Genomic DNA, 25,199 nt, shown 5'->3' with positions numbered 1-25,199 from the left:
CAACCCAGGCCCCGCGTCACGGCCTGCGGACCGCCGACCACAGCGCTAACTTCGCCAGCAGCGTGGCCACTGTCAGCATCGCGTCGAGCATGGTCGTCGATCCGAACAGCAGCCAGACCAGCGACACCGCCAGGATCAGCGCCGCAGCCCCGCCGCGCGCTGGCCTGTCCGGCCGCAGCCGCAATGCCAGCAGCCGGGTCATCGCCACGCAGGCTGTCGCGAAGGCCGGCCCGACCAGCCGGGCCGCGAAGGCATCGACGCCCACGACCGCCCACACCAGGTTGATCAGCCAGAACAGCAGCGGCGGCTTGTGCCCGTAGATCGCCCCGTTCAGGTGCGGAACCCAGGGCGACCCGCCGACATGCATCTTCCACGCAGCGGCGACATAGCGGGCCTCAGCAAGCGCAGCAGGATCAGCGTCAGCGCGGTCAGCGCGAACAGCAGAGTGGCGGACAGGACGGGACGCATCCTCATGCCGCGGCCGTCCGGCGATGCCTGCGGATCAGCATCAGGTTGCGCCGATAGACGAACAGCCTCAGCCCCTGGCCCGGCACGAAGACCGGGTCACCACGCCACGACGCATAGGCCAAACGCGTGACCCCGCCCGCCAGCGTGAACCACCAGAACGCGTGCGGCACGACACTGCGTCGCATTCGTTCGCTGGCCAGTCACTGGATGACGAAACGGGCGCTGAACAGCGCCTGCCCCAGAAACCCGATCCCAAGCCAAACCGTCTGCCCCGTCATCCGCCCCGTCGTTGCAGGACAGCCCTGCCACGCAAGGCTTGCAGGAACCGTGCAGTCGAGAGCTTGGATGCGCCGAACTGCATCGTCGATCGCCGGGCGTCTTCCAAAAGGCCTGTCATCGAATGGCCGGGGCCGTCCCTCAGGTCATGACAGCTGCGACACCGGGCCGCTGATAGGCCGTGGAATTAGGAACCGCGCTGGCCCGGACGCCCCATTACGGTTTCAGCCGGATGCGACCCTCCACCACGGCTGTGCCGACTATCTATGATCAGTGGAGGCCAACTGGCGGGGCATGCTCACCGCTGTGATCGGACCAAATCATCTTAGATAGGGGGACGTTGCGAAGTGGTTAAGCTGCCATCCTGCTGTCCCGCCATCTAATGAATTGCGTCGCATGACAGGGGCCGGCCCATGTATCGGGCCGGTCCATCGGGTGCGACGCGACGCCCTGCCATGGGCGCCGCGGAGGGGACTTAGGCCTGATCGGCCGTTGCGTCCATCGGGGGATAGTCCACATAGCCTTCGGCACCGCCGCCATACATCGTTGACTCGTCGGGCTTGGCCAGGGGTGCGCCGGCCTTCATCCGCGCGACCAGGTCGGGGTTCGCGATGTAGGGGCGGCCAAAGGCGAACAGATCCGCCTTGCCCTCCTCCAGGCGCTTCGTCGCCAGGTCCAGGTCATAGCCGTTATTGGCGATATAGGTGCGCGAAAATCGCTGGCGCAGGCTGTCGAAATCGAACGGCGCCACGTCGCGCGGGCCGCCGGTCGCGCCCTCTACAACGTGGATGTAGACCAGGCCAAGCGCCTCCACCCCGTCCACGATATGATCGAACTGCGGCTGTGGATCGCTGCAGGACACCCCGCCGGCCGGAGAGACCGGAGACAGGCGGATGCCCGTGCGGTCCGCGCCGATCTCGGCCACGACGGCTTGGGCCACCTCCAGCATCAGCCGGGCGCGGTTCTCGACCGAGCCGCCATAGGCGTCGGTGCGCTTGTTCGCGCCATCCTTGGCGAACTGGTCCAGCAGATAACCGTTGGCCCCATGGATCTCGACCCCGTCGAAGCCCGCCTTGATGGCGTTGGCCGCAGCCTGGCGGAAATCGTCGACGATGCCCGGGATTTCGTCCAGGCGCAGGGCGCGCGGGGTCGAGGTCTCGACAAATCCGCCGTTCACGAAGGTCTTGGTTTCTGCCGCGATCGCCGAGGGGGCCACGGGGGCCGCGCCGCCCGGCTGCACGTCGACATGCGACACCCGACCCACATGCCACAGCTGCAGGAAGATGCACCCGCCCTTGGCATGGACAGCATCGGTGACCTTGCGCCATCCGGCGATCTGTTCGGGCGTATAGACGCCGGGCGTGTCCTGATAGCCCTGCGCCTGCGCCGAGATCTGCGTCGCCTCGGCGATGATTAGCCCCGCGGTCGCGCGCTGCGCGTAATATTCGGCCGCATGGGGTCCGGGCACCAGGCCCTCCGCGGCGCGGTTGCGGGTCAGCGGTGCCATGACGATGCGGTTCGCCAGGCGCAGGGGGCCAAGGTCATAGGGCTGAAAGAGCGTGTTCTGGTTCATCGTTTCCGCTTTCCGGGTGTGATTGGTCATGGTCGTTCAGGGCAGGTAACGCGCAGCGGGCGGAATGTTTTCAGGGCCGTGAAATATTGCCTGACGCACGGTGTCGCAGCATCCGCAGCCCGGGCGATGGGGGGCTGACAGCGGCGGCACAGGGCGGACAGTCTGGGCTTGGTAGAGCATGCGCGTCGCCTGAGCCATTGCCAGGGGCGTTTCCGTCCCCTCATCGGGGCATGGTCAGCTGCTTGCAGACCCCTCACTGATCGTGAGTCGGACCCTCGCCATAGCGGCGCGATGACGGGGACGTTGGCAGCGCGCAGGTCGGTTTAGGGCGCCGGCTGCCGAACCCCGGCATGACCTCTGGCAGCCGGGGTTTGTCCAGGCATGGCATGATGCATGACCATCTCAACAGGGAAGGGCGCCCGCCGCGACGGGGTCGCGTCGGAAACGCCAGCCACGGCGGGCCTTGCAACGACCGCTGGTCGTGCGCCTGCTGTTCACCTTGCCGCCAGACCGACAGACCGACGCCTAGGGCATACGGGTCCGCTGACGGTCGGCAAAGGCGCGGGCCTCCTGCGGCGCCAGGCCGAGACCGTTGGCGCGGACCAGCGCGGCCCAGTCCCGGTCCGGCCATTCCTTCCGGGCCAGGGCCAGCAGGTCGCTGCCCTCCGCCGGGGCGGTTGCGCAAAGCTGACCGACCCTACCTGCGACAGAGGCACGGTCCAGGCCCAGTTCGGCCACGACCGCGAATGTCAGCGCCTCGGCATGGATGGTGCCGGATCCGCCACCCAGGTCGCGCTCCATTGCTTGGGGGTCAGGGGTCAACCGGTCCAGGACATCCTGCGTCAGTCGCAGCATCGCGCCCAGGCTGACACAGATCTGCGGCAGGGTCAGCCATTCGGTGAACCACGCCGCACCGTCGCGGTTCTGACGATGCACCCCCGCCGCCCCGAAGACCGATGCAAGCCCGATTACCTGCCGCGCCAGGGCCGCCAGCGCCGAGGGGCCGACCGGGTTCTGCTTTTGCGGCATGGTCGAGGATGCCCCACCGCCCTCGATCCGCACCAGGGCCAGGCCCGACTGCGTCATCAGCAGCAGGTCCTCGGCCAGCTTGGCCAGGGCGACGGCCACCGCCGCAGCCCAATCCGCCAGCCGGCCCAGCCCCGAACGGTCGGAATGCCAACCGTGGCCGGGATCCGACAGGTCCAGCGCCTGCGCAAGGCCCGCCCGAACGGCCGGGCCCTGCGGCCCCATCGCCGACAGCGTGCCCGCCGCCCCGGACAGCGAAACGCGCAGCACCGCGTCACGAACCCGCGCTAGATCCTGCGCGTGATCCAGCAGCGGCCATCCCCAGCTGGCCGCGACCGTGCCAAAGCTGGTGGGTGTCGCCGTCTGGCCATAGGTCCGCGCGGCCATGGGCAGGGTGGCGTGCCGATCCGCCAGCGCGGCCAGTTGGGTCAAAACGGCATCCAGGCGGGCGCCCCACAGGTCCAGCATTGGGCGCAGGCGCAGGGCCAGCGCGCTGTCCATGATGTCCTGGCTGGTGGCGCCCCAGTGCAGATGCGCGGCCGCGGGATCGCCGGCCATCTGCCGCCGCATCTCCTGGACCAGGGCGGGGACGGGGACGCCGTTGCGGGCAGTGGCTTGGGCCAGGGATGCCGGATCGATCAGCAGGCCACGGCTGGCCGCGGCGATGGCCGGACCGGCATCGGGGGGGATGACCCCAAGCTGCGCCTGAACCCGGGCCAGCGCGACTTCGACCCGGATCATCGCGTCCAGTTCGGCCTCGGCCGTGAACAGCGCCTGGGTGTCCGGGTCGCCGAACAGCATGGCATATAGGGGGTTACCGGTCGCGGTCATGGACCGACCATGCCAGGGCTGCGCTCCCCCTGGCGGCGCGGGCCGTGGGTCGGCGGTGGCAGGGGCGATTGCCGCCCCGTCGTGACATGGACCTGTGTCATGAAACGGCCTCTGGCAGGTTCAAAATCGCGCGGGCCTGCTGCCACGTCGCCACCGGCCGGCGATAGCGGTCGCACAGGTCCACCACCCGCCGCACCAGCGCCGCGTTGGACGGTGCCAGGTGCGTGCGGTCCAGGCGCACGTTGTCCTCCAGGCCCGTGCGGGCGTGACCGCCAGATGCCACGGCCCATTCGTTCAGGACGATCTGGTTCGGGCCGATCCCCGCCGCGCACCAGGGCGCATTCGTGCCGAACAGCCGCCGGACCGTGGCGATGTAGTAGTCGAACACGTGGCGGTCGACCGGCATCGCATTCTTGACGCCCATCACGAACTGCACATAGGGCCGGGTGGTCAGTCGCCCGTCCTGCCACATCGCATGGGCCTGCAGGATGTGGGACAGATCAAAGGCCTCGATTTCGGGCATGACGCCGTGGGCGGCCATCTGCGATGCCAGCCAGTCCACCAGGTCTGGGCTGTTTTCATAGACGCGGGTTGGAAAGTTGTTCGACCCGACCGACAGGCTGGCCATGTCCGGCCGCAGCGGCAGCATGCCGCCCCGGTCGCGGCCTGCGCCCGACCGCCCGCCGGTGGACAGCTGCACGATCATGCCGGGGCAATGCCGGCGAACCCCCTCTAGCAGGCGGACAAAGCGGTCGGGATCGCTGGTGGGCTTGCCCTCGTCGTCGCGGACATGGGCGTGAACGATGGCGGCGCCCGCCTCGAAGGCCTCGTGGGTCGATTCGACCTGTTCGGCGATGGTCACGGGAACGGCCGGGTTGTCGGTCTTGGTCGGAAGGCTGCCGGTGATGGCCACGCAGATGATGCAGGGGTCAGACATCGAGAAATACCGTTTCCTTGTCACCTTGCAGGTGAATGTCGAAGTGATAGTGGCCGTCGGCGCCACGGGCGATCAGGGTGTCGCGGCGATGCGGCTGTTCGATCAGGGACAGCACCGGGTCGGCGGCGTTGTCCTGATCGGCGAAATACATCCGCGTCTGCAGTCCGGTGTTGATACCCCGCGCGACCAGCCACAGCGACAGGTGCGGCGCCTGCATGCGGCCCCGCGGCCCCGGCACGGCGCCGGGCAGGACGGTGTCCAGCGTGAACTGCCCGGTGTCGAAATCGGGCACCACGCGCGCCCAGTGCCGGAACCCCGCGGCGGCCCCCGGCTGATCGGGGTACAGCCCGGCCGCGTCGGCCTGCCAGACCTCGATCAGCACGTCCCGGACCGTTGCGCCCATGCCGTCGAAGACGCAGCCGGTGACGCGGATGCGCGGGCCGGGCACGTCGTCGGGCATGGGGTCAAAGCCCAGTTCGGTGTCATAGATGTCGAATCCTGCCGCCCGCGGGGCCAGCCCGATATGGACATAGGGTCCGGCGGTCTGGGACGGGGTCTCCTTGAGGTAGTTCAACGGCTGCGGCATGTCAGTTTCCCTCCGGCCGGTTCTCGAAGAAGGTCGACCGCCGCCCGCGCAGCACGATGTCGAACCGATAGGCCAGACAGTCCAGCGGCACCGCCTGGTTCATGTCCAGCGGGGCGATCAGCACGTCGATGGCGCGGGGATCGGGGATCGCCTGCACGATCGGGCAATGCGCGATCAGCGGATCGCCCTCGAAATACATCTGGGTGATCAGGCGCTGCGCGAAGGCCGTGCCGAAGACCGACAGGTGGATATGCGCAGGCCTCCAGTTGTTGACCCAGTTGCGCCACGGATAGGCGCCGGGCTTGATGGTCCGAAAGGCGTAATTGCCCTGATCGTCGGTCAGAACCCGCCCGCAGCCGCCGAAATTCGGGTCGATCGGGGCCAGGTATCCGTCCTTCTTGTGGCGGTATCGGCCGCCGGCATTGGCCTGCCAGATCTCGACTAGGGTACGGGGGACGGGGCGGCCGTTCTCGTCCAGGACGCGTCCGTGGACGATGATGCGTTCGCCCACCGGATCGCCGTCCTTGGCATAGTTCGCGATCAAATCGCCATCCAGCGGGGTGATGGCGCCATGACCGAAGCGGGGGCCGGTCAGTTCCGACACGGTGCCCTCGATCGACAGCATCGCCTGTCGCGGCGACCGCGCGACCGAGGTCTTGTAGTCCGGGGCCAGCGCGGGCGGATGCCAGGTGCGGTCGCGTTGATAGAGCGTCATGCCTGTCCTCCTTCGGCATCGGCCTCGGCAAAGATGCGGCGGGCCAGGGCGATGGCGTGATTGGCGCGCGGGACGCCGGCATAGATGGCGACGTGCAGCAGCGCCTCCATCACGTCGTCGCGGCTGGTGCCGGTGTTCGGGATGGACCGCAGGTGCAGGGCCAGTTCGCCGTCGTTGCCAAGGCCCGCCAGCAGGGCGATGGTCATCATCGACCGCTCGCGCAGCGGGATCGTGCCGCGCGACCAGACATGGCCCCAGGCCGCATCGGTGATCAGCGCCTGGAACGGCGCATCGAAGGGCGTCTGCGCAGCCTGCGCGCGGGCGACATGGGCCGGTCCCAGCACGCGTCTGCGGGTGGCAAGCCCGGTGTCGGACAATTCGGTCATGCGGCATGCCTTTCCAGAAAGGGGGTCATCAGCGCGGCGTGGCCGTCGGGCGTCTCGACGCAGGGCAGGTGGCCCGCGCCGGGGATCAGGTGGAAGGTCGCGCCGGGGATCAGGTCGGCGGTGGCGCGCACCACGTCGGGGGGCGATGCGCCGTCGGCCTCGCCCGCGATCACCATCGTGGGCAGGCGCAGTGCGGCGCTGGCCTGCCGTTGATCGGCCCCGGCCAGCGCCCGGCAGGCGGCGACATAGCCCGCGGCAGGCGTGCGGGCCAGCATGTTGCGCCAAGGTGCCAGCGCGGGCGTCGCGCGGAAGGCCGGCGCGAACCAGCGTTCCATCACCGCATCCGCGATACCGGCCATGCCGTCCCGTTCCACCGCATCGATCCGGGCCTGCCAGCTCTCGGGCGTGCCAAGACGCGCGGCGGTGTTGGACAGGATCAGCGCGCGGACCAGATCGGGCCGGTCGGCCGCCAGGCGCTGCGCGATCAGCCCGCCGATGGACAGGCCCAGCACGACCACCGGGCCGGGGGCCACGGCCTCGATCAGCGCGGCTGCGTCGGCGGCGTGGTCGGCGATGCGGTCTGCGGCGCCCAGATCGGACAGCCCGTGCCCCTGCTTGTCATAGCGCAGATAGCGCAGCCCCTGCGGCAGCGGCGGCAGGACCGCCTCCCACAGGCGAAGATCCGTGCCAAGCGAATTGGCCATCAGCACCACCGGCGCGCCCGTCGGCCCGTCCAGCCGATAGTGCAGCGCGCCATAGGGGCGGGACAAGATTTGCATGGATACTCCTCCTGTCCATAACGTAACATGGGGGCAGGATCGCCGATAATGCAAAATCGGCAGCAAAGGATGCCCATATGATTATGCATCCCGGCATCAAGCTGCGCCATCTGCGGGTCTTTCTGGACATCGCGGCCCGCGGCAGCCTGACCGCGTCGGCGCGGGCGCAGGGCATCACCCAGCCCGCGCTGAGCCGCACCCTGGCCGAGCTGGAGACCCTGCTGCAGGTGCCGCTGTTCCGGCGCGAGCGGCGGCGGCTGGTGCTGACCGATGCGGGCACGCTGCTGCGCACCCATGCCGCGGCTGCGCTGCAAATGCTGGAGAGCGGGGTCGCCGCGCTGCATCCGGTCGCGGGGACGGACAGGTTGCGGGTGGGCATCCTGCCCACGGCGGCCACGCGGCTGTTCCCGCGCGTGGCGCTGCGCTTTCGCGAGATGCATCCGCATGTGACCCTGTCGGTCGAGACGGGGCCGCATCCGCATCTGATCCGCCTGCTGCGCGAGGGCGGGATCGACCTGATGATCGGGCGCATGCCGGCCGCCGCCGACATGGCGGGCCTGCGCTTCGATCACCTCTACGAGGACCAGATCGCGCTGGTGTCCCGCGCCGGGCATCCGTGCTGGGGCCAGCCGGTGCGTGATGTCCTGTCGATCTGCCCGGTGATCCTGCCGCCGCAGGACGCGCTGATCCGCCGGGCGGTCGACGATTACCTGCAGGCCCGCAACCTGGCCGGGCTACATCCCGCGTTCGAGACCGCGGCCCTGGCGGTGGGTCGGGGCATCCTGGCGGCATCGGACGCGCTGTGGTTCATCTCGCAAGGCGTGGTCGGGGACGAGCTGGACCGGGGCGCGCTGATCCAGTGGCCGACCGATGCAGGGTTCCTGACCGGCGCAGTCGGCCTGACGCGCCGGCAGGTCGGGCCGGAGAATGCGATGCTGGACGTGCTGACGCGCCTGGCGACAGACGGGGCACGGACCTAGGCAGGATCGCGGGCGTCATGATTGTGCATGTCTTGCGGCGATGTCCCACGGCATGGGGCATGGTCGACGACGGCACGCGCCGGTGGCCTGCAACCCTCGACCTCATTGACCGCCCCCTGCGCATCAATGTTCTGAGGTGCTGCGACTGCGATTGCGGTCCACCGGCGGTCTTTGCGCTGTTTGTTGGAAGGTTCGGTGCTGTCAGCGCGGTACGCAATGCCTTTGGCTGCATCGTCATCTGGTGCGCTGCGCGATCGAGGCCGATTTTTCCCAGTCTATCGCGGAGCACGGCACAACTGGCGGTTCGGACGCTTCCTCAAGCCAGGCTTGCTTGTGGCTTTGTCTGTCGTGACTTGGCCGTACGGCACCACGATCTGTCTTTGTCCATGCCGGGCAAAACGGCCAGTCACCTGCCGACAGGTTCGCCCTTGCAGACCCACAAACGAGATGTCCGATACGAGGGCCTCCCCCCTGAGCAGTCCATGCCGCAGGGCGACGGGCCCTACCGTGGGTTTCAGGGTGCCGCTGTGGCCGCTTGCCGGTGCGGGGCCACGTCGCGGATCAGCGCAACGGCCAGCGTTTGGGCCTGGTCGCGGATGTCGGGGATGGCGGTGATCTCCCAGAAGGCTGCGCGGGATGCAGGCCCGATGACGCGGATGCGGGGGTCCGGGCGGCCGTCGGCGCCGATCAGGGCGCAGTCGGCCGCGACATCCAGACCGATCCGCACGGGATCGATGCGGGCGCGGCCGGTGGCCAGCAGGTCGGCGACCAACGGCGTCGCGTTGGCCCGCGGGTCGCGGCGGATGCCGCGGCAGTCGACGATGCGCGCCGCATCGAGCGTCAGGATACGATCGGCCCCGCGCGGGCGCCAATGCGCGCGCAGGATCGCGCCGTCCCGGCTGGCCCCGTCGAAGCGGCCCGCCAGCTGCCGCATCTGGCCGCTGTCCAGCGCGCGATGCAGGATGGCCGCGCTTTCCGGGGGCAGGCGGTGGCGGTGCACCTCCCACCAGGGGGCGGCGTGGCGCAGGAAGCGGGCGCGGTCCGCCACGGACATGGCACGCCACAGGGCCGGCAGGTGCGGGCGGGCGCCGTCGACCGCGTCGCGCCAGGTGCCGCCCTGCGCCTCGGCCCTGGCGGCAAGATCGCGCAGCCAGGACAGGACAAAGCTGACGGGCGCGCCCAGGGGCACCTCGGCCCGGGTGATCGACAGGGGCGCGCCCGTGGCATGCACACGCGGCAGTTGGGCACGACGTGACAGGGCCACGATTTCCCCGCGGTGGCCGTGGGACAGCAGGCTGATGGCCTGGTCCACCATCGACAGGCCGGACCCGATGATGACCACGCGCCCGCCCTGGGGCGGGGGGTCGGCCTGCTGCCAGGCGCCGTGGACCAGGCCTGTCGGGTCCGGTTCGGGCAGGGCATGGCCGGTGGCCAGCACGGCCCGGTCGGCGGGAACGACCTGGCCGTCGTCCAGATGCGCCGCGACCCTGGCCCGCGTGGTGACCAGCCGGATGCATGTCGCGCGCAGACAGCGCAGCCGTCCGTCGGCCGACAGCGGCGCCAGCAGGTCGGTCATGTAGGCGCCATAGGTCGCGCGGCCCACGAAGCAGGCGCCCGTCGCGCCGTCTCCGCGCGCGGCCAGCCAGCGGCGGAAATGGTCGGGATCGTCGGGAAAGGCGCTCATGTTGGCGACGCGGGTGTTCAGCAGATGGCCCGGATCGATGGTCGAGTAGGCGACGCCACAGCCCAGCATGTGCCGCCCCTCGATCACGGTGACACGCAGGGGCGTGGCCGGGTCGCGCAGCAGATGGGCGGCCAACAGGACGCCGCTGGCGCCGCCGCCGATGATGACGACATGGGGCAGATGGGCCGCATGGGGCGCAGACGTGTCGGCCAGGGGGATGGTCTTCATGGCGGGCTCCTTCGCTTGGCTGCGGGGGCGGTCCTAGAGGGCGGCGATCAGCAGCCCCGTCCACAGGGCCAGGCTGGCACCGATCAGCGTGGGGACGATGCGGTCGGGGCGGTCGGTGTCGCGGGGATGGGTGCGGCGCAGATAGGCCTCGGTCTGGATGTCGAACATGGCAACCTCGGGTCCGGTGATGGGGGTCAGGCCAGCCGTCGGGCGGGCAGGGACAGGGGGGCGGGGCGCGCGCCGAACAGGCGCCGCAGGACCCCGGGTCGTGCGGTGCGCGCCAGCAGGTCGTCGCGCAGCGACTTGCCCGCGGGCCAGGGGCCAAAGCCCGATGCCGCATTGACATGGCCCGCATGGCCGATGTCGTGCAGGTGCGCGCCCCAATGCGCCGCCAGCTGTCGGCTGTGGTCGAAAGCCATCCACGGGTCGTTGCGGCTTGCCACCAGCGTCGCGGGCACGTCGAACCGTTCGCGCGGCAGGGCACCGAAACCGCGGGTGCGGTCCGAGGTGGCCGGATCGGCAGGCGCGACCAGCAGCGCGGCGCGCACCCGCAGCCCGGGCCAGCGGGCCAGCAGATGCGCGATGGTCACCGCGCCAAGCGAATGGCCGACCAGGATGCTGTCGGGATGGGCCATGATGTGGACGGCCAGCGTGGCCTCCCAGACCTCGCGGACGGGACGGCCCGTGTCACCCATGTCCAGCAGCATCGCGTTGGGATCGGTGCGCGCCCACCAGTCCTGCCAGTGCGGCGCAGGAGAGCCGTCGAGGCCGGGGACGATCAGGGTCTTGGTCATCGGATGTCTCCTTTTATCTCGCATAAGACTACAAGGATGGTCGTGTATTGCGATTCCAAAGATCACCCCGAAAAGGGAACAGGGTTCTATCGGTCGCGGGTGTTGACGGGATAGGCGGTGGTGTGGCGCAGCCGTTCCATCGCGAATTGCGATGTGACGTTCTTGATCGCTACGGCGTCGGTCAGCGCCCTGTAGAAGCGGTCATAGGCGGCCATGTCCGGCACCGCCACGCGCAGCAGATAGTCGATGTCGCCGGCCATCCGCCAGGCTTCCATGACCTCGGGCAGGGCGTCGATGGCGCGGGCAAAGGCCGTGCGCCAGTCGGTGCCGTGGTCCGGCGCCTCGATGCCGACGAAGACGGTCAGGCCGAATCCCAGCATCGCCGGATCGGCTAGCGCCACGCGCCCGGTCAGCACGCCGTTGGCCTCCAGCTTCTGGATACGCTTCCAGCAGGGGGTCTGGGACAGGCCGACCTTGTCGGCAATCTGCGCGATGGGGGTGGTGGCGTCGGCCATCAGCGCCGCGACGATCTTGCGGTCGATCAGATCCAAGGGCGGATTTTGGGTCATCAGGCGATTCCTTTCGCCGTCAGCATGCCTCAATAGGATATAAAGTCTAGCGCTTTTGTCGTTATTATTGGGCGCGTCCGCGACCGAGGAGCAACAAGCGCGGGTAAAAACCCCGTGGATTGGTCGTCTTTTCTTTTCCACGGCGGCGATCCGCCTTATATCCGATGGACACCAACGCATTCCGGGGCCCGGCCATGATCACCCAAAAGATGAAGTACGCGCTGAAGGCCCTTCTGGTGCTGGGCGACGAGGCACGCAGCCCGCGTCCCGAAGCCTTGACCATCGAGGCCATCGCCAAGCGGTCGGGCACCCCCAAGCGGTTCCTGGAGCAGATCCTGCTGGAGGTGCGCAATGCCGGTGTCGTGGCCTCGATCCGTGGACGGTCCGGGGGGTACATGCTGATCAAGCGCCCCGAGGATGTGTCGATTTCGGAACTGCTGCGGCTGATCGACGGACCGATCGCGCCGCTGCCGTGCCTGTCGCGACGCGCCTATCAACGCTGTGAGGATTGCACCGATGAAGCCGCCTGCCGCCTGCGTCGCGTGTTTTCTGAGGTGTTCTGGTCCTATCTCATCCTGATCGAATCCCTCAGCCTGGCCGACATGCTGGGCACGCCCGATGTGGCGCAGGCGGTGCTGCAGGACAGCGCGCCCGCCTGAGCCGACCGCGATCGGGCGGTTTCGAAGAATAATCATCTCTTTTCACGACCGAATTAGGCGTGTTTCTTCTGTTGATAAACACGAGTTTCCCTGTCGTTATTACGGTATCGAACCGCCGCATGCGGCCCGAACCGAAAGGGATGACCCGATGACCTCGACCCAACCCCTGACCCAAGGCCGCCCGGCGCTGTGCGCCGTGACGTTGATCGACCGCCGCACCGGCCGCCCGCACCGCGTGAACGGTGCGGCCCTGGTCGCGCTGAGCCGCGACCCCCACGGCGCCGCGGCCGAACTGCTGGCCGGTCGCGACGCCCGCCTGTGGGATGCCCGCATCCAGCCGCTGCCCGCCAGCGCCCGCTGACCCGGACAGGCCGGCCCATGGCCCCGATCGCAGCCAGCATCCCCGCGCAGACCGCCGGCCCGGACGCGGCCACGGCCCCCCAGACCCGGCGCACCGCGCCTGGCTGGTGGCTGACCGGCCGTCTGACGCCTACCGGCATCTGACCCATCCCATCACGAGGACCATCATGTTCATCCGCCCCGCCATCCTGTCGCTGCTGCTGCTGGCCCCCGCCGCCCAAGCGCAGGATCTGCTGAACGTCAGCTATGACCCCACGCGCGAGCTCTATCGCGACGTCAATCAGGCCTTTGCCGCCCATTGGCAGGCCCAGGGCCATGATGCCCCCCGGATCGAGACCAGCCACGGCGGGTCGGGCGCGCAGGCACGATCCGTGATCGACGGCCTGAACGCGCAGGTGGTGACGCTGGCACTGGCCAGCGACATCGACCAGATCGCCGCCGCCGGAAAGCTGCCGGCCGACTGGCAGTCGCGCCTGCCGCACAATTCCAGCCCCTATACCTCGACCATCGTGTTCCTGGTGCGCGACGGCAATCCCAAGGGCATCCAGGATTGGGGCGACCTGACCGCCGAGGGGGTCGAGGTGATCACGCCAAACCCCAAGACGTCAGGCGGGGCGCGCTGGAACTATCTGGCGGCCTGGGCCTGGGCCCAGAAGAACGGCCACGATCCGGCCGAGTTCGTGGGCCAGATCTTTGCCAACGTGCCCGTCCTGGACACCGGCGCGCGCGGCTCGACCACGACCTTTGCACAGCGCGGCATCGGCGACGTGCTGCTGGCTTGGGAGAACGAGGCCTATCTGGCGCTGGCCGAACTGGGCGAGGATCAGTTCGACATCGTCGTGCCCAGCCTGTCGATCCTGGCCGAGCCGCCGGTCGCCCTGGTCGATGGCAACATCGCCGACGACGCGCAGCGCGAACTGGCTAGCGCCTATCTGGACTACCTCTATACCCCCGAAGGGCAGGCCCTGGCCTTCAAGCACTATTACCGTGCATGGGACGCCAGCGCCGCCGACCCCGAGGACGTGGCCCGTTTCCCGAAGCTTGAGCTGGTGAGCATCGACGACTTGGGCGGTTGGGCCAAGCTGCAGCCGGAACATTTCGGCGATGGCGGAATCTTCGACCAGATCTATGTGGCGAAATGAGCGGCCGACCCCTCATCAGCCGCACGGCGATGCCCGGTCTCGGCCTGTCGGCCGGGATCACCCTGTTCATGCTGACGCTGGTGGTGTTCCTGCCCATCGGCGCGCTGCTGTGGCAGGGCGCCCAGTTCGGGCCCGCCGCCATCTGGGACACAATCAACCGCGAGCGGGTCTGGGCGGCGCTGTGGCTGTCCTTTCGGCTGTCCTTCCTGGCGGCCTGCTTCAACCTGATCTTCGGGGTGATCCTGGCCTGGGTTCTGGTCCGCTACCGCTTTCCGGGGCGGCGCATCATCGATGCCGCCGTCGATCTGCCCTTTGCCCTGCCCACCGCGGTGGCGGGCATCGCGTTGACCGCGCTTTACGCGCCGAACGGAGTGCTTGGCAGCCTGGCCGGTGATCTGGGCTGGCGTATCGCCTATACGCAATGGGGCATTTGGCTGGCCTTGGTCTTCGTAGGACTGCCCTTCGTCACCCGCACCGTCCAGCCGGTGATCGAGGAGATCGAGACCGAGGTCGAGGAAGCGTCCGCCACGCTCGGCGCGTCACGCTGGCACACCCTGCGCCATGTGATCGCACCGATGCTGATGCCCGCCGCGCTGACCGGGTTCGCGCTGTCGCTGGCGCGTGCGGTCGGCGAATACGGGTCGGTCATCTTCATCGCGGGCAACATCCCGCTGCGCACCGAGATCGCCCCCCTGCTGATCGTGATCCAGCTGGAGGAGTACAATTACGGCGCCGCCGCCGCGATCGGCCTGGCGATGCTGGCCATCAGCTTCGCCATGCTGCTGGCGATCAACCTCATCCAGATCTGGTCACGCCGGAGGATCGGTCATGTCTGACGCCACCCACGCCTTCCGCCGCGCGACCGAGGAGGCCCCCCTGGCCCGGTGGGCGCTGATCGCCGTCGCGGTGGGGGGGCTTCTGCTTCTGGTCGGGGCGCCGCTGGTCGCGGTCTTTGCCGAGGCCCTGTCGCGGGGCTGGGCCGCCGCGGTGGAAGGCCTGGCCAGCCGCGACGCGCAGGCCGCGATCCGCCTGACGCTGCTGATCACCGCCATCGCCGTGCCGCTGAACGCGGTCTTCGGCATCGCGGCCGCCTGGTTCATCACCAAGTTCGACTTTCGCGGCAAGGCCTTCCTGATCACGCTGATCGACCTGCCCTTCAGCGTCAGCCCGGTCGTGGCGGGGCTGTGCATCGTGCTGCTGTTCGGGGCGAATTCGGCCATCGGCGGCTGGCTGGTGGCCAGCGGATACCCGATCGTCTTCGCGGTGCCGGGCATCGTCCTGGCCACGGTCTTCGTGACCTTCCCCTTCGTCGCGCGCGAGCTGATCCCCGTGATGATCGAGCAGGGCCGCGCCGAGGAGGAGGCCGCGCTGACGCTTGGCGCGTCGGGCTGGCGGGTGTTCCGCACGGTGACGCTGCCCAACATCCGGTGGGCGCTCCTCTACGGCACGCTGCTCTGCACCGCCCGCGCGATGGGCGAGTTCGGCGCCGTGGCGGTCGTCTCGGGCAAGATCCGCGGTCAGACCGCGACCATGCCGATCACCATCGAGATGTTTTACAACGAATACCTGTCGGTCGCGGCCTTTTCCATGGCGGCGCTGCTGACGGGGTTCGCGCTGCTGACGCTGATGCTCAAGACCGCGCTGGAACTGCGCCATGCCGACGCGCTGTCGGCCACCCGCCGCCATTAGGGAAGGAAAACCCATGCATATCCAGATCGACGAGATCGCCAAGGAGTTCGGGACCACCACCGCGCTGCACCCGGTGTCGCTGTCCATCCCCTCGGGCGCGCTGGTGGCGCTGCTGGGGCCGTCGGGTTCGGGCAAGACCACGCTCTTGCGCATCCTGGGCGGGCTGGAATTCCCGACCTCGGGGCGGGTGCTGTTCAACGGCCGGGACGCCACCGGCATGACCGTCCAGGACCGGCGCGCGGGCTTCGTGTTCCAGTCCTATGCCCTGTTCCGCCACATGACGGTGTTCGAGAACATCGCCTATGGCCTGCGCGCCCGGCCCCGCGCCAGCCGCCCCCCCAAGGGCGAGATCGAGCGGCGGGTGCTGAAGCTGCTGGACCTGATCCAGCTGCCCCAGATCGCCGACCGCTATCCGACGCAGCTGTCGGGCGGCCAGCGCCAGCGCGTGGCCCTGGCTCGCGCCCTGGCGATCGAGCCGCGCATGCTGCTTCTGGACGAGCCCTTCGGCGCGCTGGACGCCAAGGTCCGCAAGGAGCTGCGCCAGGGTCTGCGCGACATCCATGACGAGACCGGGCTGACCACCATCTTCGTCACGCATGACCAGGACGAGGCGATGGCGCTGGCCGATCTGGTCGTCGTCATGTCCATGGGCCGGATCGAGCAGATCGGAAAGCCCCAGGACATCCGCACCCGCCCTGCCACCGCCTTCGTGCGCGAATTCGTCGGCGTGTGACGGACGCCCGCCGCGGGTCGATGTCCTGTCGGTGGCGGGTGGTCAGGTGTCGCGAATGCCGCTGCCGCCTCTTGCGAAATGCGGCCAACTCTGCTTGCAGTTGCGCAGACAAAATGCGGTTCGCGATGCTGCGATGACGGACAGGACACAGAGGCTGCGATGACCGGGACGACCCTGCGTGGCAACGTCTATGCGAACGCCATCGAGGCGCTGACAGAGCTTGCGGCGCGCAACGGCGCGGTCCCGTCGATCCAGGAGATCGCCGACCACATGGGCGTGTGCCGGGACCGGATCGACCAGCTGTTTCCCAGCATCCAGCATCTGTTGGTCGCGATGGCCGAAAGCGCGATGATGGTGCTGAACCAGACGCTGATCGACTGTGTCGCGGCCGCCCGCCGCGACGATCCGGTCGCGCAGTTCCTGGCCATCGCGAACGGCTATGTCGAATGGGCGCATCGCCATCCCCGCGAGTTCCGGATCGTCGGGTCGATGCCCGCCGGCAATTTCGAAGGCAACGAACGCCTGATGCGCTATGAGGCGTCGATCCACGAATTGATGATCAGGCTGCTGCAGCGGGCGCAGGCATCCGGGCTGATCGCGCGGGACCAGGATCTGGTGACCTTCGTTTCTGTCGCGCACACCTTTGCCTATGGGGTGGCCAGCAAGATGCTGTTGGGCGATCTGGCCCGCTGGAACCCCGGATCGTCCGACATCGAGGCCGCCCGGACCAACATGCGCGTCTTCATCCTGCACCTGTTGCGCCCGTCGGGTCAGGCGGTCGCGTGACTAGGCGTGCAGCCGCCGCGCCGTCACGGGGCAGGGCCGACCGTCGAAGAAAGTGTCCAGAATCGTCGTGAAGAACGCGGGGCCATCGACGGCGAACAGCGTGGCCGACGACCGCAGCTTGCCCGCGTCTATGGTGCCGAAGATCGCCTCGGCCGACCGGTCGTCATGGGCCAGAACGGCCTGCGCGCAGGCGACCAGGCGCGGACCAAGCAGCGGGTGCGCCAAGTACCGCCGCGCCTCGTCGCGGTCCGCTATGCCGTACAGGCGGGACATCGCCGACTGTCCCAATCCGCGCAGTTGCGGAAAGATGAACCACATCCAGTGGCTTTCCTTGCGGCCCCGCTCCAGTTCGGACAGCGCGACGGCATAGACGCGGTCCTGCGCGGCGACGAACCGATCGAGGCTTTCGGGGTCCTGTGCGGGCGAATGACGGGTCATGGGGGTGCTGCCTTTGGGTTTCGGACGGGACATCAGGACAACGCCCCGACCGGCCTGCCGGGTTCACCTGGCCCGGGCGGATGTTCGATGGGCATCGGCCTAAGGCGAACCGATCCGTTCCCGCCACGTTGGACCCTGCAACGTGATGATGGAGGGGATCGGATGGATTGGGGCGCAATGTTCTTTCAGGGCTGGGAAGGCATCGTGCGGACGCTGCTTGTCGGCACCTTGGCCTATGTCGTGCTGGTGGCTTTTCTGCGCATCGCCGGCAAGCGCAGCCTTGCCAAGCTGAACGCCTTCGATTTCGTAGTGACGGTCGCCCTGGGCTCGATCCTGGCCAGCATCCTGCTGCAGGAATCCATCGCGCTGGCCGAAGGGGCCACGGCGATCGGCCTTCTTCTGCTGCTGCAGTTCATCGTCACCTATGGGTCGGTCCATTCCGCCACCTTCGCCCGGCTGATCCGGTCCGAGCCGAGCCTGCTGGCCCGCGACGGCCGGTTCTGCAGCGCCACGATGACCCAGCAGCGGCTGACCGAGGACGAGATCATGGGCGTCGTCCGGTCGGCCGGGGCGCGCGACATCGCCGAGGTCCGCTTCGTCATCCTGGAGGCCGACGGCACCATCAGCGTGTCGCTGCAGTCGTGAGGGCGACCGGCGCGGGGCGCGATCGGAACCTTGCAATGCGCGCCTTTCCGCCCGAAGCATAAGCGATGAGAGAGCTTACCCTGCGCCAGGTCGAGGTCGTGCGCGCCGTCATGATCGCCGGCACGATCCAGGGTGCCGCCGATCTGCTGAACGTGTCCGCACCCGGGATCAGCCGGCTGATCAAGCATACCGAAAGCGGCCTTGGCATCCGGCTGTTCGAACGCAAGGCCGGGATCTTCGTCCCCGCGACCGAGGCGCATGCGATCTTTGCCATGCTGGAGCAGGTCCACCGGCAGATGGACAACCTGAACGTTGCGGTCAGCGCATTGCAGAAGGGGCATCAGTTTACGCTGTCCTTCGCATCCGCGCCCTCGATCGCGCAATTCATCGCGGCGCGGGTCATCCGCGGGCTGCGGCAGCGGTTCCCCGATCTGGACATCGACCTGGACATCCTCAAGATCGAGGAGACGCTGGACTATCTGCTGCTGGAAAAGGGCGAGGTGGTGATCATGTCGTCGCACCTGGACAATCCCGGCATCCAGTGCACCCCCATCGGCGAGGGCCGGATCGTGGCCATCATGCCCGAGGGGCACGTGCTGGCGCAGAAGCTGGCCGTGTCGATCCACGATCTGGTCCAGTATCCGTTCATCGGCGTCGATCCGTCCGACCCCTATGGCAAGACCCTGGCGCGGCCCTTCGACGATGCCGGCCTGACCCCACGTCACGCGATGCGCGGGCGGTTCGCCCAGACCATCGTCAGCCTGGTGCGCCACGGCCTGGGCGTCGCGGTCATCGACGAATTCTCGGTGGCCGAGGTGTACATGGCCGGGCTGGTCCGCCGGCCGCTTGTCGAGCCCGCGACGATCACCGCCTGGTCGGTGCAGAAACGGGGGCGCCAGCTGTCCAGCTTTGCCGAACAGACCGTGACCCTGTTCCGCCGCGAACTGGGCCGGGCGCGGGCACGCGAGAGGTGGGACCAGCCAGCCGATTAACGTCAGGTTACGTTCCGCGTTCAATCGGTATTTGCGGTTAGCCCTGCGATCTGAGATGCATGGGCGACGGCCCAGGAGGATGGGCGCTGATCTGAGGGAGGAACGATGCGACATTTTGTTTACGGCGCGGCCGTGGTGCTGGGTCTGGCGATGCCTGCGATGGCCGAATACCCCGAACGCGACATCCAGGGCATCATCCAGTGGGGTGCCGGCGGGTCGACCGACACGGTCAGCCGTTCTGTGACGCCGCATGCCGAGGAGATCCTGGGCGCCAAGGTGATCCTGCAGAACGTGACCGGCGGCGTCGGGGCCATCGGCCTGAACCAGGCAGACCGCGGGGATGCCGACGGCTATACCCTGCTGTTCGGGGCCGAGAACCCGCTGCTCTACAAGGTCATGGGTCTGGGAGAGAAGGACTACTCGGACTTCGTGCCGATCAACGTCATCGCGCGCGGCATCCCCATCCTGGTCGCCCAGCCCGATGCGCCCTTCGACACCTTCCCCGAGATGATCGCCTATATCAACGAGAACCCGGGAGAGGTCCGTTTCGGTTCGACCGGGCCGGGCGGCCTGCCGTCTGTGGTCACGGCGATGATCAACGACAAGACCCCGATCGAGGTGACCGCCGTGCCCTATGACGGCGACGGCCCGGCGCTGACCGCGCTGCAGGGCGGGGCGATCGACGTGATGCCCGCCGTGCTGGGCGCCGCGCTGGAGCCGGTGCGGGCCGGCAACCTCAAGGCAATCGCGATCTTCGACACCGAAGGCGTGCCGCAGCTGCCCGACGTCCCGGCGATCACCGACACGAACCCGGAATTCGCCGACCTGCTGCCCTGGGGTCCGTTCTTCGGCATCTTCGTCAAGGCGGGCACCCCTGACGAAATCGTGGCCAAGCTGACCGACGCCTATGGCCAGGCCACGCAGAACGCCGACTTCCTGTCGATGATGGAGGGACGCGGCTTCCGCATGCTGTCGCTGACCGGCGCCGAAGCCCAGGAGTTCCTGGACGGCTGGCAGAGCCAGACCGCCTGGATCCTGTACGACGCCGAGATCGCCAAGAACTCGCCCGAAGATTTCGGCATCAGCCGTCCCTGATCCGTCCCGATCATCGCCGCCCCGTCCGACCGGGGCGGCATCCCAAGGTCCGCGCAAGTCACAGGTCCGACGGAGGGACCCATCCATGGAACCGACCCCCAAACGTCGTCCGGGCGAACTTGTCTTCAACATCGCCGTCATGCTGGCCAGCTTCGGCCTGCTCTATTCCGCCTACGGCATCTCGGGCTTCGAGGCGCTTTCGGCCCCCGGCGCGGTGCCGATGGCCACCACCGCGATCATGGCGGTCTGCGCGATCATCATCCTGGTCCAGACGCTGCGCAAGGGCACGGGCGGCGGGCAGACCATGGCCGCCGACATCCTGCCGCTGATCGTGATCGTGACCATCGCGATGATCGCCGCTTATGCGGTGCTGCTGCGGCCGCTTGGCTTCCTGCCGACCTCGGTGCTGTTCCTGCTGGTGATGATCCGCTTTCTGTCGCGGCGCGGATGGGGTTTCTGCCTGGCGGTGTCGGTGGGCACCGTCTTCGTGATCTGGATCATCTTCCGCCTGATCTTCGCCGTCCTGATGCCCCAGGGCATCATCCCCGAGGGACGCATCGTCTCTGCCATCACGTCGCTGTTCTGAGGGCGCATCATGGACATCCTGTCGAACCTGCTGATCCCGATCGTCAATCTTGACCTGCTGATGCTGATCGCCGTGGGGACCTTCGCGGGCATCTATGTCGGCGCGATCCCCGGCCTGTCGGTGACGATGGCCGTGTCGATCCTGATCTCGTTCACCTTCTCATGGGAGGTCTATCCGGCGCTGGCGCTGATGATCGGCATCTATATGGGCGGCGTCTATGGCGGGTCGCGCACCGCGATCCTGCTGAACATCCCCGGCGCACCATCGGCCATCGCCACCGCGCTGGACGGATTTCCCATGGCCCAGCAGGGCCGCGCCGGAGAGGCGATCGGCATCGTGACCGTGGTCTCGTTCATCGGCGGCTTCATCGGCATCTTCGCCCTGGGCGCCTTTGCACCGCTGCTGTCGGATTTCGCCATCGGGTTCCAGCCGCGCGACTTCATGCTGCTGGCGATCATGGGCATTCTGCTGGTCGGATCGCTGTCGGGCGACAGCCTGGTCAAGGGCATCTTCGCGGGCGCCCTGGGCATCGGCGTGGGCGCGGTGGGCATGGACCCGCTGACCATCCAGGACCGGTTCGTCTTCGGCATCTCGGAACTGCGGGGCGGGATCTCGTTCGTGGCGGTGATGATCGGCCTTTTCGGCGTGTCCGAGGCGCTGATCCAGCTGCACAGCATCCACACCCCGGCCGTGCGTCAGAAGATCACCGGCATCATCCCCAGCTGGTCCAAGGTGCGTCGGCACCTGCCGCTTGGCCTGCAGACCTCGACCATCGGCACTGTCGTGGGGGCCCTGCCGGGCACCGGCGGCGACATCGCCGCGCTGATGGCCTATGACCACGCCAAGCGCGTCACCCGCAACCCCGAGACCCCCTTTGGCAAGGGCGCCATCGAAGGGCTGGTCGCCCCCGAGACCGCCAACAACGCCGCCGTGGGCGGGGCGTTTATCCCCATGCTGACGCTTGGCATCCCGGGCGACGCGGTCACCGCGATCATGATCGGCGCGCTGTTCATCCACGGCCTGAACCCCGGCCCGATGCTGATGATCGAACAGCCCGACATGTTCTGGTTCATCGTCAGCTCGCTGGCGCTGGCCAACGTGTTCATGCTGATCCTCGGCCTGACCGGGATCCGCCTGTTCGTGCGCATCGTCGAACTGCCGCGTACGGTCCTGCTGCCGGTCATCATGGTGCTGTCGATCGTCGGCGCCTATGCGGTCAACAACAGCCTGACGGATGTCTACTGGATGCTGGGCTTTGGCGTGCTGGGCTATTTCATGCGGCTTTACGGCTATCCGCTGGCGCCCATCATCCTGGGGGTGATCCTGTCGCGGCTTCTGGACGACAACTGGCGCCGGGCCATCATCAGCGAGCGCGAGGATTTCGGCGCGATGGTGATGGGCATCTTCACCAGCCCGCTGTCGCTGTGCCTGTTCCTTGCGGTCGTGATGATCCTTGTCACCAACACGCGGTGGTGGGCCCGGCGGCGCGCCCGCAAGGCCTGAGCAATGAAAGACCTGACCATGACCGACACGATCCTGCTGGGCCTGATCGGCGACAACATCGCGGCCTCGCAGTCGCCCCGCCTGCACCGCTTGGCGGGCCTGCAGAACGGGCGCCGGGTGCGCTATGACAGCCTGATCCCCGCGGTCGAGGGGCTGGACTTCGACGCCCTGTTCGCCCGCTGCGCGGCGGGGGGCTATCGCGGCATCAACGTCACTTATCCCTACAAGGAGGTCGTGGCGGGGCGGCTGCGCATCGACGATCCGCTGGTCAGGGCGATCGGGGCCTGCAACACGGTGCTGTTCGACCCGGAAGGGCCGCGCGGCTTCAACACCGACTATTCCGGCTTTGTTGCGGCCTATCGGCGCGTGCGGGGCGAACGGGCGCCGGGGGCCGTGCTGATGATCGGCGCGGGCGGTGTGGGGCGCGCGGTGGCCTTCGGCCTGATCGCCTTGGGCGCAACCGAGATCCGGCTGGCCGATCGCGACGCGGCCAAGGCAGACGGCCTGGCCGATGCGCTGCGCCACGCCGCGCCGGGGCTGGTCGTGCGGACCGGCACCGATGCGGCGGCGCTGGCGCCCGGCGCGCAGGGGCTGATCAACTGCACCCCCGTCGGCATGGTCGGCTATGGCGGCACGCCCTTGCCCGCCGATCTGATGATGGGGGCGGAGTGGGTCTTCGACGCGGTCTATACCCCGGTCGACACGCCGTTCCTGCGCGATGCGGGGGCAGCGGGTCTGGACGTCATCTCGGGATACGAGCTGTTCGTGGGGCAGGGCGTGGATGCCTGGGCCATCTTCACCGGCCTGCCCTTGGACGAGGCGCGCCTGCGCGACGATCTGGCGGCCGGGCGGGACGCGCGATGAAGACCTCGATCGCCACCGTGTCGCTGTCGGGCAGCCTGACCGCCAAGCTGGCCGCCATCGCCGAGGCCGGGTTCGACGGCATCGAGATCTTCGAGCAGGATTTCCTGGCCTCGGACTTCACCCCGGCCGAGGTCGGGCGCATGGTCCGCGACCACGGGCTGGAGATCACGCTGTTCCAGCCCTTCCGCGACTTCGAGGGCCTGCCCGAACCGCATCGCAGCCGCGCACTGGCCCGGGCCGAACGCAAGTTCGACCTGATGAACCAGCTGGGCACCGACCTGATGCTGGTCTGTTCGACCGTCCATCCGGCGGCCATCGGCGGCATCGACCGCATGGCGCGCGATTTCCGCGACCTGGGCGATCTGGCGGCCCGCCACGGCATCCGCGTGGGCTTCGAGGCGCTGTGCTGGGGCCGCTTCGTGAACGACCACCGCGACGCCTGGGAGGTGGTGCGCCGCGCCGACCACCCGAATGTCGGCCTGATCCTGGACAGTTTCCACACGCTGGCGCGCCGGATCGACCCGGCCTCCATCCGGGCCATTCCGGGCGACCGGATCTTCTTCGTGCAGCTGGCCGATGCGCCGGCCATCGACATGGACCTGCTGTACTGGTCGCGGCATTATCGCAACATGCCGGGCGAGGGTGATCTGGACGTGACCAGCTTCATGCAGGCGGTTGCGGCGACGGGCTATGCCGGACCGCTGAGCCTTGAGATCTTCAACGACCAGTTCCGGTCGGGCCTGCCGCGCATGGTGGCCAAGGACGGGCATCGCAGCCTGATCGCGCTGATGGATCAGGTGCGGCGTGTCGAACCGGCCGCCGCCCCCGACCTGCCGCGCTTTCCCGCCCCGGCCCCGGTCGAGCGGATCGAATACATCGAATTCGCCACCAGCGCGGCCGAGGCCCCCACGCTGGAGACGCTGCTGTCCACCCTTGGCTTTGCGGCAGGGGGGCGCCATGTCTCCAAGCCGGTGACGGTCTGGCGTCAGGGCGGCGTGAACGTGCTGGTCAATTCCGACCCCTCGGGCTTTGCCCACAGCGCGTACGTGACCCACGGGACGACCGTGTCGGAAATCGCGCTGATGGTCCCCGATGCCCGCGCCGCGTATCAGCGCGCGACCGCGCTTCTGGCGCGGCCGCTGGTCCAGGAGACGCCGCCGGGACAGCTGGCAATTCCCGCGATCCGGGGCGTCAGCGGCAACGTGATCCGCCTGCTGGATGCCACGTCGGACCTGGCAGGCATCTGGCAGGTCGATTTCCGTGCGACGCCCGCGCAGGCCGGGGCCGGGATCACCGGGATCGACCATATCGGCCAGACCATGGCCTATGATGAGATGCTCAGCTGGTCGCTGTTCTACACGTCGATCTTCGACGCGCAGAAGGCGCCCATGGTCGATGTCGTGGACCCCGACGGGCTGGTGCGCAGCCGGGCGGTCCAGTCGGGCGGGCTGCGGGTGACGCTGAACGGGGCCGATGCGCGCCATACCCTGGCCGGCCGGTTCATCGAGGACAGCTTCGGCGCCTCGGTCCAGCATGTAGCCTTTGCCAGCGACGACCTGTTCGCCACCGCCGCCGCCTTGGCGGAACGCGGTTTCGCCACGCTGCGGATCGGCGCCAACTACTATGACGACATCCAGGCCCGGTTCGGGCTTGATCAGGGCTTCGTTGACCGGATGCAGGCGGCATCGATCATGTATGACGAGGATGAAGGCGGACAGTTCTTCCAGCTGTACAGCGAACCGCGCGCCGACGGCTTCTTCCTTGAGATCGTCCAGCGGCAGGGCAACTATGCGGGCTATGGCGCGCCCAATGCCCCGTTCCGCATCGCCGCGCAGAAACGCGCCGCCCGTCCCGCCGGAATGCCGCGCCACTAGC

At 68.3% G+C, this 25,199-nt stretch carries 30 protein-coding genes; 16 read left to right on the top strand and 14 right to left on the bottom strand.

What is annotated here, in order from left to right:
* Nucleotides 1-16: 16 nt before the first annotated feature.
* The 9 genes from LZ686_RS05825 to pcaD all read right to left on the bottom strand — a co-directional run bounded on the left by LZ686_RS05825 (nt 17) and on the right by pcaD (nt 7,577).
* Nucleotides 17-493, bottom strand: coding sequence for an ArnT family glycosyltransferase (locus LZ686_RS05825; protein WP_349547350.1), 477 nt, complete (start codon nt 491-493; stop codon nt 17-19).
* Entirely contained in the window at nt 471-653 is a 183-nt protein-coding gene (locus LZ686_RS05820; RefSeq protein ID WP_349547248.1) for a lipid-A-disaccharide synthase N-terminal domain-containing protein, read from the bottom strand. The genes LZ686_RS05825 and LZ686_RS05820 overlap by 23 nt, the downstream gene beginning before the upstream one ends.
* Before the next feature lie 566 nt (nt 654-1,219).
* The gene (locus LZ686_RS05815) at nt 1,220-2,317 is read right to left on the bottom strand and encodes an alkene reductase (protein WP_349547247.1); all 1,098 of its coding nucleotides are present in this window, start codon (nt 2,315-2,317) and stop codon (nt 1,220-1,222) included.
* A gap of 525 nt (nt 2,318-2,842) precedes the next feature.
* Complete coding sequence (locus LZ686_RS05810) at nt 2,843-4,174, bottom strand: lyase family protein (RefSeq protein WP_349547246.1); 1,332 nt, start codon at nt 4,172-4,174, stop codon at nt 2,843-2,845.
* Between the two features lie 97 nt (nt 4,175-4,271).
* A complete protein-coding gene (locus LZ686_RS05805) occupies nt 4,272-5,111 on the bottom strand; it encodes a 3-oxoadipate:acetyl-CoA acetyltransferase (protein ID WP_349547245.1) in 840 nt (279 codons plus the stop codon).
* Nucleotides 5,104-5,697, bottom strand: coding sequence for a protocatechuate 3,4-dioxygenase subunit alpha (gene pcaG / locus LZ686_RS05800; RefSeq protein WP_046000608.1), 594 nt, complete (start codon nt 5,695-5,697; stop codon nt 5,104-5,106). The genes LZ686_RS05805 and pcaG overlap by 8 nt, the downstream gene beginning before the upstream one ends.
* Nucleotide 5,698: 1 nt before the next feature.
* The gene (gene pcaH, locus LZ686_RS05795) at nt 5,699-6,412 is read right to left on the bottom strand and encodes a protocatechuate 3,4-dioxygenase subunit beta (protein ID WP_349547244.1); all 714 of its coding nucleotides are present in this window, start codon (nt 6,410-6,412) and stop codon (nt 5,699-5,701) included.
* Nucleotides 6,409-6,798 (bottom strand): 4-carboxymuconolactone decarboxylase, encoded by a 390-nt coding sequence (pcaC, locus tag LZ686_RS05790; RefSeq protein WP_173403393.1) that lies wholly within the window; start codon nt 6,796-6,798, stop codon nt 6,409-6,411. The genes pcaH and pcaC overlap by 4 nt, the downstream gene beginning before the upstream one ends.
* The gene (gene pcaD / locus LZ686_RS05785; RefSeq protein WP_349547243.1) at nt 6,795-7,577 is read right to left on the bottom strand and encodes a 3-oxoadipate enol-lactonase; all 783 of its coding nucleotides are present in this window, start codon (nt 7,575-7,577) and stop codon (nt 6,795-6,797) included. The genes pcaC and pcaD overlap by 4 nt, the downstream gene beginning before the upstream one ends.
* Nucleotides 7,578-7,654: 77 nt before the next feature.
* Here pcaD and LZ686_RS05780 point away from each other — a divergent pair, with 77 nt between their 5' ends.
* The gene (locus LZ686_RS05780) at nt 7,655-8,557 is read left to right on the top strand and encodes a LysR substrate-binding domain-containing protein (protein WP_349547242.1); all 903 of its coding nucleotides are present in this window, start codon (nt 7,655-7,657) and stop codon (nt 8,555-8,557) included.
* Between the two features lie 514 nt (nt 8,558-9,071).
* On the opposite strand, the gene LZ686_RS05775 is transcribed toward LZ686_RS05780, so the two are convergent.
* From LZ686_RS05775 to LZ686_RS05760, 4 genes are all read right to left on the bottom strand, one after another.
* Nucleotides 9,072-10,469 carry an FAD/NAD(P)-binding protein gene (locus tag LZ686_RS05775; protein ID WP_349547241.1) on the bottom strand — a complete coding sequence of 466 codons (1,398 nt, stop codon included), beginning with the start codon at nt 10,467-10,469 and terminating at the stop codon, nt 9,072-9,074.
* A 33-nt stretch (nt 10,470-10,502) separates the two neighbouring features.
* Nucleotides 10,503-10,637, bottom strand: coding sequence for a hypothetical protein (locus LZ686_RS05770; RefSeq protein WP_255351417.1), 135 nt, complete (start codon nt 10,635-10,637; stop codon nt 10,503-10,505).
* A 26-nt stretch (nt 10,638-10,663) separates the two neighbouring features.
* Nucleotides 10,664-11,263, bottom strand: a complete 600-nt coding sequence (locus tag LZ686_RS05765) for an RBBP9/YdeN family alpha/beta hydrolase (protein ID WP_330449242.1) — start codon at nt 11,261-11,263, stop codon at nt 10,664-10,666.
* Nucleotides 11,264-11,349: 86 nt separating this feature from the next.
* Nucleotides 11,350-11,832, bottom strand: a complete 483-nt coding sequence (locus LZ686_RS05760) for an Lrp/AsnC family transcriptional regulator (protein ID WP_349547240.1) — start codon at nt 11,830-11,832, stop codon at nt 11,350-11,352.
* A gap of 194 nt (nt 11,833-12,026) precedes the next feature.
* Between LZ686_RS05760 and LZ686_RS05755 the strand changes: the two genes are divergently transcribed.
* The 8 genes from LZ686_RS05755 to LZ686_RS05720 all read left to right on the top strand — a co-directional run bounded on the left by LZ686_RS05755 (nt 12,027) and on the right by LZ686_RS05720 (nt 17,201).
* Nucleotides 12,027-12,491 (top strand): RrF2 family transcriptional regulator, encoded by a 465-nt coding sequence (locus LZ686_RS05755; protein ID WP_349547239.1) that lies wholly within the window; start codon nt 12,027-12,029, stop codon nt 12,489-12,491.
* A 148-nt stretch (nt 12,492-12,639) separates the two neighbouring features.
* Nucleotides 12,640-12,852: a hypothetical protein gene (locus tag LZ686_RS05750; protein ID WP_304614938.1), complete on the top strand. Its 213-nt coding sequence runs from the start codon at nt 12,640-12,642 to the stop codon at nt 12,850-12,852.
* A gap of 17 nt (nt 12,853-12,869) precedes the next feature.
* Nucleotides 12,870-12,995: a hypothetical protein gene (locus LZ686_RS05745; RefSeq protein WP_349547238.1), complete on the top strand. Its 126-nt coding sequence runs from the start codon at nt 12,870-12,872 to the stop codon at nt 12,993-12,995.
* A 23-nt stretch (nt 12,996-13,018) separates the two neighbouring features.
* Nucleotides 13,019-13,993, top strand: a complete 975-nt coding sequence (locus LZ686_RS05740; RefSeq protein WP_349547237.1) for a sulfate ABC transporter substrate-binding protein — start codon at nt 13,019-13,021, stop codon at nt 13,991-13,993.
* Nucleotides 13,990-14,829, top strand: coding sequence for a sulfate ABC transporter permease subunit CysT (gene cysT, locus LZ686_RS05735; protein ID WP_349547236.1), 840 nt, complete (start codon nt 13,990-13,992; stop codon nt 14,827-14,829). The genes LZ686_RS05740 and cysT overlap by 4 nt, the downstream gene beginning before the upstream one ends.
* Nucleotides 14,822-15,682 (top strand): sulfate ABC transporter permease subunit CysW, encoded by an 861-nt coding sequence (gene cysW, locus LZ686_RS05730; protein ID WP_349547235.1) that lies wholly within the window; start codon nt 14,822-14,824, stop codon nt 15,680-15,682. Before cysT ends, cysW begins: the two co-directional genes overlap by 8 nt.
* 13 nt (nt 15,683-15,695) lie before the next feature.
* A complete protein-coding gene (locus tag LZ686_RS05725; RefSeq protein ID WP_349547234.1) occupies nt 15,696-16,415 on the top strand; it encodes a sulfate/molybdate ABC transporter ATP-binding protein in 720 nt (239 codons plus the stop codon).
* A 159-nt stretch (nt 16,416-16,574) separates the two neighbouring features.
* Nucleotides 16,575-17,201 (top strand): TetR/AcrR family transcriptional regulator, encoded by a 627-nt coding sequence (locus tag LZ686_RS05720; protein ID WP_052715251.1) that lies wholly within the window; start codon nt 16,575-16,577, stop codon nt 17,199-17,201.
* Here LZ686_RS05720 and LZ686_RS05715 read toward each other — a convergent pair whose 3' ends face one another.
* A complete protein-coding gene (locus LZ686_RS05715) occupies nt 17,202-17,639 on the bottom strand; it encodes a DUF1810 domain-containing protein (protein ID WP_349547233.1) in 438 nt (145 codons plus the stop codon).
* A 162-nt stretch (nt 17,640-17,801) separates the two neighbouring features.
* Here LZ686_RS05715 and LZ686_RS05710 point away from each other — a divergent pair, with 162 nt between their 5' ends.
* The 7 genes from LZ686_RS05710 (at nt 17,802) to LZ686_RS05680 (ending at nt 25,198) form a co-directional block, all read left to right on the top strand.
* The gene (locus LZ686_RS05710; protein ID WP_349547232.1) at nt 17,802-18,284 is read left to right on the top strand and encodes a DUF421 domain-containing protein; all 483 of its coding nucleotides are present in this window, start codon (nt 17,802-17,804) and stop codon (nt 18,282-18,284) included.
* Between the two features lie 65 nt (nt 18,285-18,349).
* Nucleotides 18,350-19,276, top strand: a complete 927-nt coding sequence (locus LZ686_RS05705) for a LysR family transcriptional regulator (protein WP_148911120.1) — start codon at nt 18,350-18,352, stop codon at nt 19,274-19,276.
* Between the two features lie 105 nt (nt 19,277-19,381).
* Nucleotides 19,382-20,371 carry a tripartite tricarboxylate transporter substrate binding protein gene (locus LZ686_RS05700; protein WP_349547231.1) on the top strand — a complete coding sequence of 330 codons (990 nt, stop codon included), beginning with the start codon at nt 19,382-19,384 and terminating at the stop codon, nt 20,369-20,371.
* Between the two features lie 85 nt (nt 20,372-20,456).
* Nucleotides 20,457-20,957 carry a tripartite tricarboxylate transporter TctB family protein gene (locus LZ686_RS05695; RefSeq protein WP_045982583.1) on the top strand — a complete coding sequence of 167 codons (501 nt, stop codon included), beginning with the start codon at nt 20,457-20,459 and terminating at the stop codon, nt 20,955-20,957.
* Nucleotides 20,958-20,966: 9 nt separating this feature from the next.
* Nucleotides 20,967-22,460 carry a tripartite tricarboxylate transporter permease gene (locus LZ686_RS05690; protein WP_349547230.1) on the top strand — a complete coding sequence of 498 codons (1,494 nt, stop codon included), beginning with the start codon at nt 20,967-20,969 and terminating at the stop codon, nt 22,458-22,460.
* Between the two features lie 3 nt (nt 22,461-22,463).
* Nucleotides 22,464-23,324, top strand: coding sequence for a shikimate dehydrogenase family protein (locus LZ686_RS05685; RefSeq protein ID WP_349547229.1), 861 nt, complete (start codon nt 22,464-22,466; stop codon nt 23,322-23,324).
* Nucleotides 23,321-25,198, top strand: coding sequence for a bifunctional sugar phosphate isomerase/epimerase/4-hydroxyphenylpyruvate dioxygenase family protein (locus LZ686_RS05680; protein ID WP_349547228.1), 1,878 nt, complete (start codon nt 23,321-23,323; stop codon nt 25,196-25,198). Before LZ686_RS05685 ends, LZ686_RS05680 begins: the two co-directional genes overlap by 4 nt.
* Nucleotide 25,199 lies beyond the last annotated feature (1 nt).

Origin of the sequence: Paracoccus sp. NFXS7 (assembly GCF_040148865.1) — a bacterium.
GTDB lineage: Bacteria > Pseudomonadota > Alphaproteobacteria > Rhodobacterales > Rhodobacteraceae > Paracoccus > Paracoccus marcusii.
The sequence above is the reverse complement of the archived record's forward strand: the minus strand, read 5'-3'. Positions and strand labels throughout refer to the sequence as shown.

What these genes read in the sequence shown, in the direction of transcription:
- LZ686_RS05820 (WP_349547248.1), bottom strand. Translation starts at nt 653, where the DNA reads ATGCGACGCAGTGTCGTGCCGCACGCGTTCTGGTGGTTCACGCTGGCG.
- LZ686_RS05815 (WP_349547247.1), bottom strand. Translation starts at nt 2,317, where the DNA reads ATGAACCAGAACACGCTCTTTCAGCCCTATGACCTTGGCCCCCTGCGC.
- LZ686_RS05810 (WP_349547246.1), bottom strand. Translation starts at nt 4,174, where the DNA reads ATGACCGCGACCGGTAACCCCCTATATGCCATGCTGTTCGGCGACCCG.
- LZ686_RS05805 (WP_349547245.1), bottom strand. Translation starts at nt 5,111, where the DNA reads ATGTCTGACCCCTGCATCATCTGCGTGGCCATCACCGGCAGCCTTCCG.
- pcaG (WP_046000608.1), bottom strand. Translation starts at nt 5,697, where the DNA reads ATGCCGCAGCCGTTGAACTACCTCAAGGAGACCCCGTCCCAGACCGCC.
- pcaH (WP_349547244.1), bottom strand. Translation starts at nt 6,412, where the DNA reads ATGACGCTCTATCAACGCGACCGCACCTGGCATCCGCCCGCGCTGGCC.
- pcaC (WP_173403393.1), bottom strand. Translation starts at nt 6,798, where the DNA reads ATGACCGAATTGTCCGACACCGGGCTTGCCACCCGCAGACGCGTGCTG.
- pcaD (WP_349547243.1), bottom strand. Translation starts at nt 7,577, where the DNA reads ATGCAAATCTTGTCCCGCCCCTATGGCGCGCTGCACTATCGGCTGGAC.
- LZ686_RS05780 (WP_349547242.1), top strand. Translation starts at nt 7,655, where the DNA reads ATGATTATGCATCCCGGCATCAAGCTGCGCCATCTGCGGGTCTTTCTG.
- LZ686_RS05775 (WP_349547241.1), bottom strand. Translation starts at nt 10,469, where the DNA reads ATGAAGACCATCCCCCTGGCCGACACGTCTGCGCCCCATGCGGCCCAT.
- LZ686_RS05770 (WP_255351417.1), bottom strand. Translation starts at nt 10,637, where the DNA reads ATGTTCGACATCCAGACCGAGGCCTATCTGCGCCGCACCCATCCCCGC.
- LZ686_RS05765 (WP_330449242.1), bottom strand. Translation starts at nt 11,263, where the DNA reads ATGACCAAGACCCTGATCGTCCCCGGCCTCGACGGCTCTCCTGCGCCG.
- LZ686_RS05760 (WP_349547240.1), bottom strand. Translation starts at nt 11,832, where the DNA reads ATGACCCAAAATCCGCCCTTGGATCTGATCGACCGCAAGATCGTCGCG.
- LZ686_RS05755 (WP_349547239.1), top strand. Translation starts at nt 12,027, where the DNA reads ATGATCACCCAAAAGATGAAGTACGCGCTGAAGGCCCTTCTGGTGCTG.
- LZ686_RS05750 (WP_304614938.1), top strand. Translation starts at nt 12,640, where the DNA reads ATGACCTCGACCCAACCCCTGACCCAAGGCCGCCCGGCGCTGTGCGCC.
- LZ686_RS05745 (WP_349547238.1), top strand. Translation starts at nt 12,870, where the DNA reads ATGGCCCCGATCGCAGCCAGCATCCCCGCGCAGACCGCCGGCCCGGAC.
- LZ686_RS05740 (WP_349547237.1), top strand. Translation starts at nt 13,019, where the DNA reads ATGTTCATCCGCCCCGCCATCCTGTCGCTGCTGCTGCTGGCCCCCGCC.
- cysT (WP_349547236.1), top strand. Translation starts at nt 13,990, where the DNA reads ATGAGCGGCCGACCCCTCATCAGCCGCACGGCGATGCCCGGTCTCGGC.
- cysW (WP_349547235.1), top strand. Translation starts at nt 14,822, where the DNA reads ATGTCTGACGCCACCCACGCCTTCCGCCGCGCGACCGAGGAGGCCCCC.
- LZ686_RS05725 (WP_349547234.1), top strand. Translation starts at nt 15,696, where the DNA reads ATGCATATCCAGATCGACGAGATCGCCAAGGAGTTCGGGACCACCACC.
- LZ686_RS05720 (WP_052715251.1), top strand. Translation starts at nt 16,575, where the DNA reads ATGACCGGGACGACCCTGCGTGGCAACGTCTATGCGAACGCCATCGAG.
- LZ686_RS05715 (WP_349547233.1), bottom strand. Translation starts at nt 17,639, where the DNA reads ATGACCCGTCATTCGCCCGCACAGGACCCCGAAAGCCTCGATCGGTTC.
- LZ686_RS05710 (WP_349547232.1), top strand. Translation starts at nt 17,802, where the DNA reads ATGGATTGGGGCGCAATGTTCTTTCAGGGCTGGGAAGGCATCGTGCGG.
- LZ686_RS05705 (WP_148911120.1), top strand. Translation starts at nt 18,350, where the DNA reads ATGAGAGAGCTTACCCTGCGCCAGGTCGAGGTCGTGCGCGCCGTCATG.
- LZ686_RS05700 (WP_349547231.1), top strand. Translation starts at nt 19,382, where the DNA reads ATGCGACATTTTGTTTACGGCGCGGCCGTGGTGCTGGGTCTGGCGATG.
- LZ686_RS05695 (WP_045982583.1), top strand. Translation starts at nt 20,457, where the DNA reads ATGGAACCGACCCCCAAACGTCGTCCGGGCGAACTTGTCTTCAACATC.
- LZ686_RS05690 (WP_349547230.1), top strand. Translation starts at nt 20,967, where the DNA reads ATGGACATCCTGTCGAACCTGCTGATCCCGATCGTCAATCTTGACCTG.
- LZ686_RS05685 (WP_349547229.1), top strand. Translation starts at nt 22,464, where the DNA reads ATGAAAGACCTGACCATGACCGACACGATCCTGCTGGGCCTGATCGGC.
- LZ686_RS05680 (WP_349547228.1), top strand. Translation starts at nt 23,321, where the DNA reads ATGAAGACCTCGATCGCCACCGTGTCGCTGTCGGGCAGCCTGACCGCC.